Source organism: Actibacterium ureilyticum, from assembly GCF_002285435.1.
GTDB lineage: Bacteria > Pseudomonadota > Alphaproteobacteria > Rhodobacterales > Rhodobacteraceae > Actibacterium_C > Actibacterium_C ureilyticum.
In genome coordinates this window covers 201,483-214,733 of sequence record NZ_NSBT01000037.1, presented here as the reverse complement: position 1 = coordinate 214,733, position 13,251 = coordinate 201,483, and the positions used below count along the sequence as shown (strand labels likewise).

General features: G+C 65.3%; 12 protein-coding genes. 5 read left to right on the top strand and 7 right to left on the bottom strand.

What is annotated here, in order from left to right:
• Positions 1 to 87: 87 nt before the first annotated feature.
• Positions 88 to 654, bottom strand: coding sequence for a peptidoglycan L,D-endopeptidase MepK (mepK, locus tag CLM60_RS13920; protein WP_095589741.1), 567 nt, complete (start codon positions 652 to 654; stop codon positions 88 to 90).
• A 339-nt stretch (positions 655 to 993) separates the two neighbouring features.
• On the opposite strand from mepK, the gene CLM60_RS13915 reads away from it, so the two are divergent.
• From CLM60_RS13915 to CLM60_RS13900, 4 genes are read left to right on the top strand one after another with little or no spacing between them, the layout of a single operon-like run.
• Positions 994 to 2,607, top strand: a complete 1,614-nt coding sequence (locus CLM60_RS13915; protein WP_095589740.1) for a L,D-transpeptidase family protein — start codon at positions 994 to 996, stop codon at positions 2,605 to 2,607.
• Between the two features lie 52 nt (positions 2,608 to 2,659).
• A complete protein-coding gene (lpxD, locus tag CLM60_RS13910; RefSeq protein ID WP_095589739.1) occupies positions 2,660 to 3,751 on the top strand; it encodes a UDP-3-O-(3-hydroxymyristoyl)glucosamine N-acyltransferase in 1,092 nt (363 codons plus the stop codon).
• A gap of 33 nt (positions 3,752 to 3,784) precedes the next feature.
• Positions 3,785 to 4,048: an acyl carrier protein gene (locus CLM60_RS13905; RefSeq protein ID WP_095589738.1), complete on the top strand. Its 264-nt coding sequence runs from the start codon at positions 3,785 to 3,787 to the stop codon at positions 4,046 to 4,048.
• Positions 4,048 to 5,256, top strand: a complete 1,209-nt coding sequence (locus CLM60_RS13900) for a beta-ketoacyl-[acyl-carrier-protein] synthase family protein (protein ID WP_095589737.1) — start codon at positions 4,048 to 4,050, stop codon at positions 5,254 to 5,256. Before CLM60_RS13905 ends, CLM60_RS13900 begins: the two co-directional genes overlap by 1 nt.
• A 312-nt stretch (positions 5,257 to 5,568) precedes the next feature.
• Here the strand turns inward: CLM60_RS13900 and CLM60_RS13895 are convergent, their stop codons facing one another.
• Positions 5,569 to 6,216 carry an invasion associated locus B family protein gene (locus CLM60_RS13895; protein ID WP_095589736.1) on the bottom strand — a complete coding sequence of 216 codons (648 nt, stop codon included), beginning with the start codon at positions 6,214 to 6,216 and terminating at the stop codon, positions 5,569 to 5,571.
• Between the two features lie 412 nt (positions 6,217 to 6,628).
• Here CLM60_RS13895 and CLM60_RS13890 point away from each other — a divergent pair, with 412 nt between their 5' ends.
• A complete protein-coding gene (locus tag CLM60_RS13890) occupies positions 6,629 to 8,176 on the top strand; it encodes a helicase HerA-like domain-containing protein (protein ID WP_095589735.1) in 1,548 nt (515 codons plus the stop codon).
• A gap of 40 nt (positions 8,177 to 8,216) precedes the next feature.
• Here CLM60_RS13890 and CLM60_RS13885 read toward each other — a convergent pair whose 3' ends face one another.
• From CLM60_RS13885 to CLM60_RS21355, 5 genes are all read right to left on the bottom strand, one after another.
• The gene (locus CLM60_RS13885; protein WP_095589734.1) at positions 8,217 to 9,167 is read right to left on the bottom strand and encodes a hypothetical protein; all 951 of its coding nucleotides are present in this window, start codon (positions 9,165 to 9,167) and stop codon (positions 8,217 to 8,219) included.
• 88 nt (positions 9,168 to 9,255) lie between these two features.
• The gene (locus CLM60_RS13880) at positions 9,256 to 10,566 is read right to left on the bottom strand and encodes an HlyC/CorC family transporter (RefSeq protein ID WP_095589733.1); all 1,311 of its coding nucleotides are present in this window, start codon (positions 10,564 to 10,566) and stop codon (positions 9,256 to 9,258) included.
• 56 nt (positions 10,567 to 10,622) lie between these two features.
• Positions 10,623 to 11,555, bottom strand: a complete 933-nt coding sequence (locus CLM60_RS13875; protein ID WP_095589732.1) for a site-specific tyrosine recombinase XerD — start codon at positions 11,553 to 11,555, stop codon at positions 10,623 to 10,625.
• On the bottom strand, positions 11,552 to 13,090 hold the full coding sequence (locus CLM60_RS13870) for a hypothetical protein (protein WP_095589731.1): 1,539 nt from the start codon (positions 13,088 to 13,090) through the stop codon (positions 11,552 to 11,554). Before CLM60_RS13870 ends, CLM60_RS13875 begins: the two co-directional genes overlap by 4 nt.
• Positions 13,080 to 13,214 (bottom strand): hypothetical protein, encoded by a 135-nt coding sequence (locus CLM60_RS21355; RefSeq protein ID WP_095589730.1) that lies wholly within the window; start codon positions 13,212 to 13,214, stop codon positions 13,080 to 13,082. The genes CLM60_RS13870 and CLM60_RS21355 overlap by 11 nt, the downstream gene beginning before the upstream one ends.
• Positions 13,215 to 13,251 lie beyond the last annotated feature (37 nt).

Genomic DNA, 13,251 nt, shown 5'->3' with positions numbered 1-13,251 from the left:
CAGACATGCGAAAGAACAAAACCCTCGCAACAATCCGCGAGGATTTTCATGTATTTCGGTAAACGCTTCGCAGCGGGCTAGGGGGCCTTACCGGCCCCAGGTGCGGACCACGCCGCAATCCATGTGGACGAAGTTCGAGCCGGAATACTTGCCGACGCCACCGGCGCGGCAGGATTGTGCGGCCGAGAACATCTGGTTGACCGAGCGCGACTTCAGCCGCAGGTCGGCCGCCTGGCCCTTCATGTGCAACGAGTTCTTGGCCACACCGCTGGAGCGGGAGCGCAGCATCGCGTTGGTCTGCGGCGAGCGGTAGCCCGACAGCAGCATATAGGGTTCGCGCGTGTCCATCAGGTTATGCGCGGCGGCCATGATGTCGATGGTGCGAGTATCGATCCCGATCACCTGACCCGTGCGCCAGTCACGCATGAAGTTGTTGATTTCCTTGACAGCTTCGCGGATGTACTCGCCCTCGATCCAATAGATCATGTCGATGTTTTCGCCGGTCCGGCCGGAATACATCGTGATCCTGCGGATGTCGCCAGCGCCCCGGTTGAAGGCAAAGGCATTGGCGTAACTCGGTGCTGCGATAACTGTGGTTGCGGCAAAAGCTTTCAGAAGCCCGCGCCGGGTCATTTCTGTTCTAGAAGTGGTCATTCAGAGCGCCTGTCCCAGTGCTGCTCGGCCGCATTCTGCGGCTGTTGTGCAAGTTATCCCCAAGTGCAGATTTGGTATCGCACAGATGGCGCTAGGGGCCAAGGTAAGAATGTCAACAATGCGAGCTAAACTTGATGAATAGGCGGGATTTTGCTCAAATTTCCACCAGATTCCCAGTGTGGCCTCAGGGCAACGGATCGGGAGCCGCCGGGCGCGGATTACCTGCAACACCTGCGGATTGCATGGCCGCCCCCCGACTTTGTGAATGGACACTGGCGCATGACTGCCCAATGCTCGGACGCTGAACGTGAACAGAATTTAAATTGGTGAGGTGAAGCCATGGTTGCGGCTTTCCGTTTTTTCTCTGGACCATCCGCTGCGCTGCGGGTGCTGGTCCTGACTGTTGCCGCGCTGGTGGCCCTTGCGGGGGGCGCGCGGGCCGAGGTGATGGCTTTCAAACAGGCCGTGGCCGAGGCCGCGGCGCGTGACACTGTCTTGTCCGAATTCTATCGCACCCGGAATTACGAGCCGCTCTGGACCTCGGGGCGGGACCGGGGCCGGCGCCAGGCGCTGATCAAGGCGCTGGATACCGCGGGCGATCACGGCCTGCCCGAGACCCGCTACAAGCGCGACGCGCTGGAGGAGATGTTCCGCGCGGCGAAATCCCCGCGTGACCGTGGCCGGGTCGAGGTCGAGGCGAGCCGCGTCTTCCTGCAATTCGCGCAGGACCTGCAATCGGGCGTTCTGGATCCCGCGCAGATCACACGCGACATCAAGCGCAAGCCGCCGCGCCGCGACCGGCTGAAGCAGCTGGTGGCATTCTCGAAAAGCTCGCCGCGCGCCTATTTCCGGCAGCTGGCGCCGAAAACCCCGGAATACAACCGCCTGATGGCCGAAAAGCTGAACCTGGAAAAGCAGCTGGGCCGTGGCGGCTGGGGCGCACCGGTGCAGGCCAAGTCGCTGAAGCCGGGCCAATCCGGCGGCGCGGTGGTGCAGCTGCGCGACCGTCTGATCGCCATGGGTTACATGAAACGCTCGGCCACCCAGACCTATGACGGGAACCTGCAAAAGGCGGTCCAGCAGTTCCAGCTGGCGCATGGCCTGTCGCCCGATGGCGTGGCCGGGGCCGGCACCATGGCCGAGATCAACCAGCCCGTGGACAAGCGCCTGGGGCAGGTCATCGTCGCGATGGAGCGGGAGCGCTGGATGAACACCGACCGGGGCAAGCGCCACGTGCTGGTCAACATCACCGATTTCCACGCCCAGATCGTCGACAATGGCAAGGTCACCTTCCGCACCCGTTCGGTCGTGGGCAAGAATGCCGACGAGCAGCGCACGCCGGAATTTTCCGACGTGATGGAGCATATGATCATCAACCCGACCTGGAACGTGCCGCGGTCCATCGCGACCAAGGAATACCTGCCGCTGCTGAAGCGCAACCCGAACGCGGTGCGCCATCTGCGTCTGGTCGATGCGCGGGGCCGCACGGTCAGCCGCAGCGCGGTGAATTTCAACCAGTACACAGAGCGGACATTCCCCTTCAACCTGAAGGAACCGCCGAGCCAGGGCAACGCGCTGGGTCTGGTGAAATTCATGTTCCCCAACCCCTATAACATCTATCTGCACGACACGCCGTCCAAGTCGCTGTTCGGGCGCGAGGTGCGGGCCTTCAGCCATGGCTGCGTGCGGCTGAACGATCCGTTCGACTTTGCCTATGCGCTGCTGTCGAAGCAGGAAAGCGACCCGCAGGGGTTCTTTCAGGCGCGGCTGAAGACGGGCAAGGAAACCCAGGTCAACCTGGCCCAGCCGCTGCCGGTGCATATCATCTATCGCACCGCCTTCACCCAGGCCAAGGGCCGCACCCAGTTCCGCCGCGATGTTTACGGGCGTGACGCACGGATTTTCAACGCCCTGTCGAAAGCCGGGGTGGTGCTGCGCTCGGTTCGGGGCTAAATCCTCTGGCAGCGGCGGGGCAACCGCCGCGCCGCTGCGAAAGAGGGTCTTTATGGGATACACCATTCAGCACATCGCCGACGCGCTTGGCGCGCGGGCCGAAGGCAACGCCGATCTGGTGATCGCGGCCGCGTCGGAACCCGGTATGGCGGGGCCGGATGCGCTGGCCTTGGCGATGGACCCCAAATATGCCGACGGCCTGGCCCAGGGACAGGCCCGCGCCGCGATCCTGTGGGATGGGGCGGATTGGCGCGCGCTGGGGCTGGAGGCGGCGATTTTCGTCCCCCGCCCACGCTATGCCATGTCGGGCCTGACGCAGCTGATGGATCCCGGTCCCGATATCGCGCCGGGCATCCACCCCAGCGCGGTCGTGGCCGAGGATGCGCTCATCGGCGACGGCGCGGCCATCGGCCCCTTTGTCGTCATCGGATCGGGCGCCCGGATCGGCGCACGGGCGCGGATCGCGGCCCATGCCTCGGTCGCGGAACAGGCGGTGATCGGCGACGACGCGCTGCTGTTGCAGGGGGTCAGGATCGGCGCGCGGGTCACGATTGGCGACCGCTTCATCGCTCAGCCCGGCGCGGTGGTGGGCAGCGACGGTTTTTCCTTTGTCACGCCCGAGAAATCGGCGGTGGAAAACGTCCGCCAAAGCCTGGGCGACGCGGGCGACGCGGGCGCCCAAAGCTGGACCCGCATCCATTCGCTGGGCGCGGTCGAGATCGGCGACGACGTGGAAATCGGCGCCAACACCGCCATCGACCGGGGCACCATCCGCAACACCCGGATCGGGTCGGGCACCAAGCTGGATAACCTGGTCCATATCGGCCACAACGTGCAGGTCGGGCGCGACTGCCTTCTGTGCGGTCAGGTGGGAATCGCCGGCTCGTCGAAAATCGGCGATCGGGTCGTTCTGGCCGGGCAATGCGGTGTGAACGACAATATCTTCGTGGGCGATGACGTGATCGCCGGGGGCGCCACCAAGATCTTCACCAACGCGCCCAAGGGCCGGGTTTTGCTGGGATATCCGGCGATGAAGATGGAGACCCATGTCGAGCTGTACAAGAACCTGCGCCGCCTGCCACGGCTGATCGACAAGGTGGCCGCACTGCAAAAAGCGGTTTCAAAGACCGGCAAGAATGACTAAATCAGCGGCAACCGCGAAAGTCAGGGGGTGAAGATGTCGGACAGTGTCAAGGATAAGGTCATCGCGATCATCGCCGAACAGGCCGTCATGGATGTATCGGACGTGACGCCCGACAGCACGCTTGAAGATCTGGGCATCGACAGTCTGGGGCTGGTGGAATCGATCTTCGCCATCGAGGAGGCCTTTGATATTCAGGTCCCGTTCAACGCCAATGAACCCGAACAAAGCGATTTCGACATCTCCTCTGTCGCCTCGATCATCGACGCGATCGAAAAGCTGGTCGCCGAAAAAGCCTGATGAAGCGGGTTGTCATTACCGGGCAGGGCACCATCAACGCCCTTGGGCATGACGTTGCCGCCACCACCGAAGCCATGCGCGAGGGACGGTGCGGTATCGGCGATCTGGATATTCGCGATGTCGACCGGCTGTCGATCAAGATCGGCGGACAGGTCAAGGGCTATACCCCCGAGGATCACTTCAACCGCCAGCAGATCGCGCTGTTCGACCGGTTCACGCAATTCACCATGCTGGCCGCCAAGGAAGCCATCGCGCAATCCGGCCTGACCTTCGACGGCGAGCTGGCGGTGAAATCGGGCGTGGTGCTGGGCACCTCCGGCGGCGGGATGAACACGCTGGATGAAAATTACCGCTCCGTCTACGAGGACGGCAAGAACCGCGTGCACCCCTTCGTCGTGCCCAAGCTGATGAACAATGCCGCCGCCAGCCACGTGTCGATGGAATACAACTTGATGGGGCCCAGCTTTACCGTGGCGACGGCCTGTGCCAGTTCGAACCACGCGATGGGGCAGGCGTTCCAGCTGATCCGATCCGGCCTTGCCCCGGCGATGGTCACGGGCGGCTCGGAATCCATGCTGTGCTTCGGCGGGGTCAAGGCCTGGGAAGGGCTGCGGGTCATGTCCAAGGACGCCTGCCGTCCGTTTTCGGCCAACCGCAACGGCATGGTCCAGGGCGAAGGCGCGGCCGTCTTCGTGTTCGAGGAATACGAGCACGCGAAAGCCCGCGGTGCCCAGATCCTGGCCGAGGTGAACGGTTTCGCCATGAGCTCGGACGCCTCCGACATCGTCATGCCCTCGCGCCATGGCGCCGCGCGGGCCATCTCGGGCGCACTGCGCGATGCGGGGCTGTCGCCCAACCAGGTGGGCTATATCAACGCCCACGGGACCGGGACGGCGGCCAATGACAAGACCGAATGCGCCGCCGTGGCGGATGTGTTCGGGGCGCATGCCGACCGGCTGATGATTTCCTCTACAAAATCCATGCATGGCCATCTGATCGGCGGCACCGGCGCGGTCGAGCTTCTGGCCTGTATCATGGCGCTGCGCGACGGCGTCATCGCGCCCACCATCGGATACGAGGAACCCGATCCCGAATGCACGCTGGACGTCGTCCCGAACGAGGCGCGCGAGGCCGATGTGGATGTGGTTCTGTCCAACGCCTTCGCCTTTGGCGGGCTGAATGCGGTGCTGGCGCTGCGGCGGGTGTGATCCTGTCCATGGCGGCGATTGCCGTCGGCTTTGAACACAAATCATGCGCCCCCATGCGCGGGATCAAGGGGCGTCAGCCCCGCCGCGCGGCGCCCGACCGCCCCCCGGGCGGGCGCCTTTCACCGGTCCGCTGACATTTGCGGGGCGATGTGTCTGGCACCATAAAGCGCATCGCTCAACCGGATTGACGCCCACCCGCGGTCGGGCGCCGCGCGGCTTCAAGTCGATCTGCGCTTCCTCCCACATTGCGGATATTCCATAAAAAAAGCCGCCCCCGCAGGGACGGCTTCAAATCCTGCAAAGCCCCGTGGCTTATTCGGCCAGCTGCGCCTCCAGCGCGTCGAACCCGGCGGTGAACCCGGTCAGCGAGACCTTGAGCGTCACGCGCTGGTCGGGCGCGGCGACGGGCACGATGGTCAGCGTGGCGGCATTGCCGCGCTTGAAGGTGGCGATGTCGTCGCCGGTGAAGCCCAGCCGCGCGAAGCAGCCGACCTGGCTGCACCAGGTGAACGGATAGCGCTTGGCCTGGCTGCCATCGACCGACAGGCGCAGCTGTTCGGTCAGCAGCGTTTCCAGCGGCGTGATCACGGTGGCCCCGGCGCGGGCGCCGTTCTGTTCCTTGCCCAGGGGGAACATGCTGATTTCGGCCACGGAATTCCCGGCCTCGTCGGTCAGCAGCTGGTACAGCTGACAGGGGTCTTTCTGCCCCTCGGGCGCGCGCACGCAGCGCAGGTCCCAATCGCCATGCTTGGCCGCGTTATAGCTGGATCCGACCGCGTCTTCGGCATCCGCCTCGCCCAGGTTCAGGGCGGGCTCGGCGGGCTGGGGCGCGGCTTCGCCGGTTTCGGCTTCGGTGGTCGCAGCCGGTTCTTCGACGGTTTCCGCGGCGTCCTGTGCCAGTGCAGAGGTGCCAATCGCGATCCCGGAGATCAGGGCCAGGGTGGTCAGATAGGTTTTCATAGCGTCCTTCGCTTTTTCAGAAATCCAGTGCCGCGCATCTAGCATGGTGCGCCACCGGTGTCAGGCTGAAATGCAAGGTCGGGTCGGATCGCCGCCGATGCAACCGCCGAAAAAGAAAAAAGGGCCGAAAGGGCCCTTTTTCCAATTTCGCACTCCCCGTCGGACTGGCCGACTTTTTATAGTCGGGAACGCTATGCGCTTTGGCAGGCTCCGTCAACAGGGAAATACGCGCGGCATCGGGCTGATATTCCAAGGGAAAAAGACCGCGCAGAAGCTGCGCGGCCAGTCAGACAGGGAGGAAGTACAAGCCCCTGCGCAACAGATGCCGCGATGGGGCATATCTAGACTGGCAGCAGATGGTTAAGAATGTATGGTGAAAGCCGAAATAAAGTGACGAGCAGGGGGATTTCCGGTGTCCGAGACGATTTTTGTCGGGGGTGGGGGCGAAGGCTACGCCGATCCGCAGGAGCTTTTGCTGAAATACGGCAACCGCCACGGGCTGATCGCCGGGGCGACGGGCACCGGCAAGACGGTGACGCTGCAGATCCTGGCCGAGGGGTTCTCGCGCGCGGGCGTGCCGGTGTTCCTGTCGGATGTGAAGGGCGACCTGTCGGGGCTGGCCAAGCCCGGCTCGGCGGATTTCAAGCTGCATGACGCGTTCATGAAACGCGCCGCGACCATCGGGCTGGACCTGCAATATGACACGGTGCCGGTCACGTTCTGGGATCTGTTCGGCGAACAGGGCCACCCGATCCGCACCACCGTGGCCGAGATGGGGCCGCTGCTGATCTCGCGCCTGTTGGAGCTGTCCGAGGCGCAGGAAGGCATCCTGAATATCGCCTTCCGCGTGGCCGACGAACAGGGGCTGCCGCTGCTGGACCTGAAAGACCTGCAATCGCTGCTGGTCTGGGTCGGTGAAAACCGGGCCGAGCTGTCGCTGCGCTATGGCAATGTGTCGACCGCGTCGATCGGGGCCATTCAGCGCCGCCTGCTGGTGCTGGAAAACCAGGGCGGGCAAAAGCTGTTCGGCGAGCCGGCGCTGGATCTGTTCGACATGATCCAGACCGATGCGAACGGGCAGGGCCGTGTGAACCTGCTGGCCGCGGATCAGCTGATGGCCAGCCCGCGGCTTTACGCGACCTTCCTGCTGTGGCTGCTGTCGGAACTGTTCGAGGAACTGCCCGAGGTGGGCGATCCGGACAAGCCCAAGCTGGTCTTCTTCTTTGACGAGGCGCATCTGCTGTTCGAGGACGCGCCCAAGGCGCTGGTCGACAAGGTGGAGCAGGTCGCGCGCCTGATCCGGTCCAAGGGTGTGGGCGTCTATTTCATCACCCAGAACCCGGCGGATGTGCCCGAGGATATCCTGGGCCAGCTGGGCAACCGGGTGCAGCACGCCCTGCGCGCCTTTACCGCCAAGGACCGCAAGCAATTGCGCATGGCGGCCGAGACCTATCGCGAGAACCCGCGTTTCGACACCGAGGAAGCCATCCGCGAGGTTGGCGTGGGCGAGGCCGTGACCTCGTTCCTGATCAAGAAGGGCGTGCCGGGCATCGTGGAACGCACGCTGATCCGGCCGCCATCGTCGCAGCTGGGCCCGATCACCGATTCCGAGCGTCAGGGGGTCATCGCAGCGTCGCATATCGCGGGGAAATACGAGGCCGTACAGGATCGCTATTCCGCGTTCGAGATGCTGGCCAAACGCGCCGAAGAGGCCGCCGCCGCCGCCGAAGAGGCCGAGAAGAAGGAAGAGGACATGGACGCCATGTTCCAGGATTTCAACGCCGGGCGGCGTTACAGCGGGACCCGCGTGGGCCGGTCGACATCGCGCAGCACCCGCAGCCGGAAATCCGACGACAGCATCGCCGGGGCCATCGGCACGCTGGTGATCAAAGAGCTGAAGGGCACCACCGGGCGCCGCATCGTGCGGGGCATTCTGGGCGGGCTGTTCAAGGGGCGCTGAGGCCGCCGCGCGCCCCCGTCGATGCAGGGTGCGCGGGCGATCAGGCCTCGTGCAGGCGGGCCAGCCGCTTGCGCGTCAGGCGCTGCGCCAACAGGATCAGCGGCGTGTCATGCGGCGCGGCGCGCACCGCCCGGGACCGCGCGCCGGTCACATGGTCGATCGTGGCGGTGAAATGATCGCGATCCACATCGTTCAGCCAGAAGCCGAAGCCGCTGACCAGCCCCATGCCGGTGGCGGTTTCCTGTTTCTGGTAAATCGTGCCCGATGCGGTTTCGGTCAGGGTCTGGATCGTGGTTTCGACAGAGGCCTCTTCGCCATCGGGTTCGGTGATGTACATGGTTTCCTGGTAATCGGGCTCGGACCGGATCACCGTGGCCCAGAACCGGAACAGGCCGTTTTGCAGATCGGCGTCGATATCCATCCCGCGCGCGTCCTCGGACAGCCCGTCGATGGTGTTCAGCGACGGCATCCCCGCCGCGCCGGTCGACACGATCTGGAACACCCCGTGTTCATTGGCCGGGCCACAGCGGTTCAGCCCCACCTGCGCGTTAGGGCGCAGGAACAGCGCGTCGCGCAGCGTGGCCGCGGGCAGGCGCGTCTTGCGGTGCAGGCGCAGCTCCTGCTGGGGCCAGGCGAATTTTTCCAGCGCGTGAATGCGGTTGCACAGATAAAGCCACAGCCCGAAGCCCGTGACCGCCGCCAGCCCATAACCCAGCGGCGCGCCGATCCCCGCCAGCACGCCCAGCGGCGCCATGAACAGCACCAGCGCCAGCGCGAGCGCCATGGCCAGAAGGTCGACCCAAGCCTGCGGAAACCGCACCACATGGGCCAGCACCAGCAGATACCAGACCGGCACCATCCAGATATGGACAGGCAGCCCGGCAAACAGCGCCAGGACAAAGGCGGGCAGGGGCAGAAGGGCGGCAACCGCCACCTGCTTGCGCAGCCGATAAAGACGATAGATTGCGACGCGTAGGTCGAGTGGTTGCATGCCGAGAACTCCCGCTTGCACCCCACCGGTTTTCACGACTAAGGAGAAAATGTGGCGAAATTGTGGTCCCGCGCGCAAGCGCGTCGGGCTATAGCGGCCGGACCTTCAGCAGGGTGATGCGGTTCGATTCCCGCGCGCAGATCTCGAACCGGAAGCCATGAAAGCTGAACACCTGGCCCTGTTGCGGGATCATCTGCGCTTCGTGAATAACAAGGCCCGCGATGGTGTTGGCCTCGTCATCGGGCAGGTTCCAGTCCATCGCGCGGTTCAGGTCGCGGATCGTCATCGCTCCGTCGACCAGGAAATGCCCGTCCTCGGAGGTCTTCAGGGGGTGTTCCTCGTCCACGTCGAATTCGTCGGTGATCTCGCCCACGATCTCTTCCAGGATGTCTTCCAGCGTGATCAGCCCCTGCAGCGCGCCATATTCATCGACCACCAGCGCGAAATGCGTGTGACGGCGCAGGAATTCGCGCATCTGGTCGTCCAGCGTCGTGGTTTCGGGCACGAAATAGGGCTTTTTGACCACGTTCATGATGTGGAAACCCGCCAGCGCGTCGCCATGATCGGGGGCGGTGCGTTCCAGCGCGTGGATGGCCCGCAGCAGGTCCTTGGCGTGGATCACGCCGACGATATTCTCCGGCTCGTCCCGGAACACGGGCAGGCGGGTATGCGGGCTTTCCAGACATTGGGTCAGGATCTCGCTCGGGGTGCCGCCCGCGTCGATCATCTCGATCTGGCTGCGGTGGAGCATGATCTCTTCGACGAAACGGTCGCTCAGGTCCAGCGCGCCCAGGATCCGGTCGCGGTCCTCTTTTTCGACCACGCCCTCGGAATGGCCCAGATGCAGGGCGCCGGCGATTTCCTCGCGCACGGCCAGGATATGGCTGTCGGGGTCGGTCTGAACCCCGAACAGCGCCAGCACCTGCCGCACCAGCGCGCGCACGGCGCTGACCACGGGCGAAAAGACCAGGATCACAACGCGGATCACCGGCGACACGCCCGCCGCAGCGGTCTCGGCATTGGTGATGGCATAGGTCTTGGGCAGCACCTCGGCGAAGATCAGCACCAGAAAGGTCATCACCAGCGTGGCCAGCGCCACGCCGCTTTCGCCGAAAAGCCGCGTGAACAGCGCCGTCGCCAGCGAGGTTGCCAGAATGTTCACCAGGTTGTTGCCCAACAGCACAGAGCCGATCAGGCGCTCGTTATCCTCGGTGATCTTCAACGCGGTTTCTGCGCCCTTGCTGCCCTTGTCGGCCTGGCTGCGCAGCTTCCCGCGCGAGGCCGCGGTCAGCGCGGTTTCCGAGCCCGAAAAGAAAGCCGACAGCAGCAGCAGCAGAAAGATGCCGCCAGCGGTCAGCCAAAAGGTCATGTCCAGAAGCGAAGGGTCAGGATCGGTCATCGGTGGTCCGGTGTTGTTGTCCCGCCAGATATGCGCAGCGGCGCGGCGGGATCAAGTCAGCCCTTGTCCGGTTTCGCCAGCGGGTGGTGTTCCAGCACCAGGTTTTTCAGCCGCTCGTCCAGCACATGGGTATAGATTTCGGTGGTCGAGATATCGGCATGTCCCAGCAGCGTCTGGATCGTGCGCAGATCGGCGCCGCCCGCCAGCAGGTGGGTGGCAAAGGCATGGCGCAGGGTGTGCGGCGTGACCTTGCCCGGATCGACGCCCGCCTGCACCGCCAGCGACTTGATCAGGATATAGAACCGGTGCCGTGTCAGGTGGCCCTCTTTCGCGCGCGAGGGGAACAGGAACCGGCTGGCCGGAATGCCCTTGGCGCGGGCCGCGTCCTCGGCCGTATCGCGTTCGGCCAGCCAGCCCGCCACCGCCGCGCGCGCGGGCGGCGACAGCGGCACCAGCCGTTCCTTGCCGCCCTTGCCGCGCACCAGCACCATGCGCGGATCGCCCCGCACCGCCGCCACGGGCAGCGAGACCAGTTCGCTGACGCGCATGCCGGTGGCGTAAAGCAACTGCATGAGGCACTGGTTGCGGACCGCGTCGCGCCCAGGCGTGGCGGCCGCCGCAAGCAGGCGGTCGACCTCGGCAATATCCAGCGTCTTGGGCAGGCGCTTTTCCTTGCCCGGCCCCTTGATCTGGATCGCCGGATTATCGGCGCGCCAGCCTTCCTCGAACGCGAAACGGAACAACTGCTTGATCGACGACAGCCGCCGGGCGCGGGTGCTGCGGGCCAGACCCTGGGCGTCGCAGGCGATCAGATAGGCTTCGATATCGGCGCGGCTGACAGCGGCAAAGGCCAGGCCGCGGCGGTCCAGCCAGCCCTGAAAATCCTTCAGGTCGCGGGCATAGGCCAGCACGGTGTTGCGCGCCGCGTCCATCTCGGCGGCCTGCGCGTCCAGAAAGGTGGCGATCCAGCGCGCGGCGTCGGGGGTCATGTGTCGCGCCCCAGGATCAGCAGTTGCAGCGCGATCCGCCGCGCCGCGTCCTCCAACCCGACCTGCCGCAGCAGCACCAGCCCCTCGGTCACGTCGGTGGGGTCGCCCTCGGCCCCGTCGGCGATCAGTTGCAGCGCCATCAGGATCGCCTCGCCGATCTCGCGATGTTCCAGCCGATAGCGCATGTTCTCGCCCAGCGTGGCGTCGGCAAAGGCCTGTTGCACCGCCGCCGGCAGGGGCTGGCGCATCGGGTCGGGGCCGGGCTGGCCGGTTGCGATCATCCGCAGCAGGGTCTCGTCGCGGCTGAGCGGGCCATGGGTGCTGGCAATCGCCTCGTAATCGTCGCTGAGCAGCCCGGCGCGGAACGCCATGCTCTTGGCCGTACCCCCCAGCGCCAGCCGCGCCAGACGCGGGCCGTAAAGCCGCGACAGCGGCACCACCAGCCCCGCGGCGCGCATTTCCGACCAGGCCGCGGGCAGGGCGCGCTGCACCGCATCGGTATCGCCCGAGATCAGCGCGACATCCAGCTTCTGCACCGCCGCCACCCGGTCCCAGACCCCGCCCGAGGCCGCCGGCAGCGCCTCGGTATAAATGCCAAGCAACTGGTTGGGGCTGATCGCGCCGCGCCGCGCCAGGCGTTCGGCGGCATCGATCCGCGCCTTCCAGCCGCCATTGTGCCGCAGGTCGGCCTGGGCAAAGGCCACCGGCAGGCTGTTGGTCGGCAGCGGCTCGCCGATTGCCTCGAGCAGGCGAAAGACCAGCGGGCTGGGCCGCGACGGCGCGGGCAGGGGCGGTTGATCCTCGGCCAGTTCGGGGTGCAGGAACCGCGCCAGCAGCGCGTCCTGATATTCGGTGATGTGGTTCAGCGCGCGGCCGGTTTCCAGGCTGAGCGCGGCGGCGTTCCAGTCATTGCCGCGCGCCAGGCAGAAGATCCGCGCCGGAAAGGTCGGCGCCAGATCGGGCGTGGCCCGCATCGCCCGACAGGCGCGGTCCTCGTGCCCGGTCAGAAGCGAGATGTCGAACCACCGCCGGAACAGCGCGGGCTGCGCCGGATCGGTGCGTTCCAGCAACGCGCGCGCCTGTTCCAGCGCGCCCATCTCCAGCAGCTTGTCCAGCCGCGCCAACAGGATCACGCCGTCATCGGCGGCCCCCTTTTCGGGCGGGTCCAGCTCGGCCAGCAGCAGCATATAGAACAGATCCTGCACCGCGGGCAGGGTCTCGCTTGGGGTGGCGCGGATCAGGCGCGCGATCTCGACCGCGCCGGTATCGCCCCACAGATCGGCGGGCAGCCCGGTGGTCGACCCGGGCAACAGCCCGACCGAATCCAGCCGCGGCGTGTCCAGCGGCGTCACGCTGACCGCCGGGGGTGCTGCGCTTTGGACCACGGCCCCGTCATGGCCGCGTGGCACCTGGATGTCCTCGCGCACCGATTCCGACAACCAGTCGATCGCCGAAAGCGGATCCTCGCTCTGGGCGCGCGCGGTGCCCGCAAGGGCCAATGTCACTGTCAGGACAAGAGAAAGCTCAATTCGCATCCAGTGTTACCGGCACCTGTACCTCTTCGCGCTGCGGGCTGAGATCGCCCAGAAACGCGAACACGACCAGCGCTGTGCCGGCCAGAACAATCAGAAAGAGAAGCAACTTGATCAGACGCCCCATTTTACCTGCCTTTGTCTTCTGCCTCGTATGCTTTGTG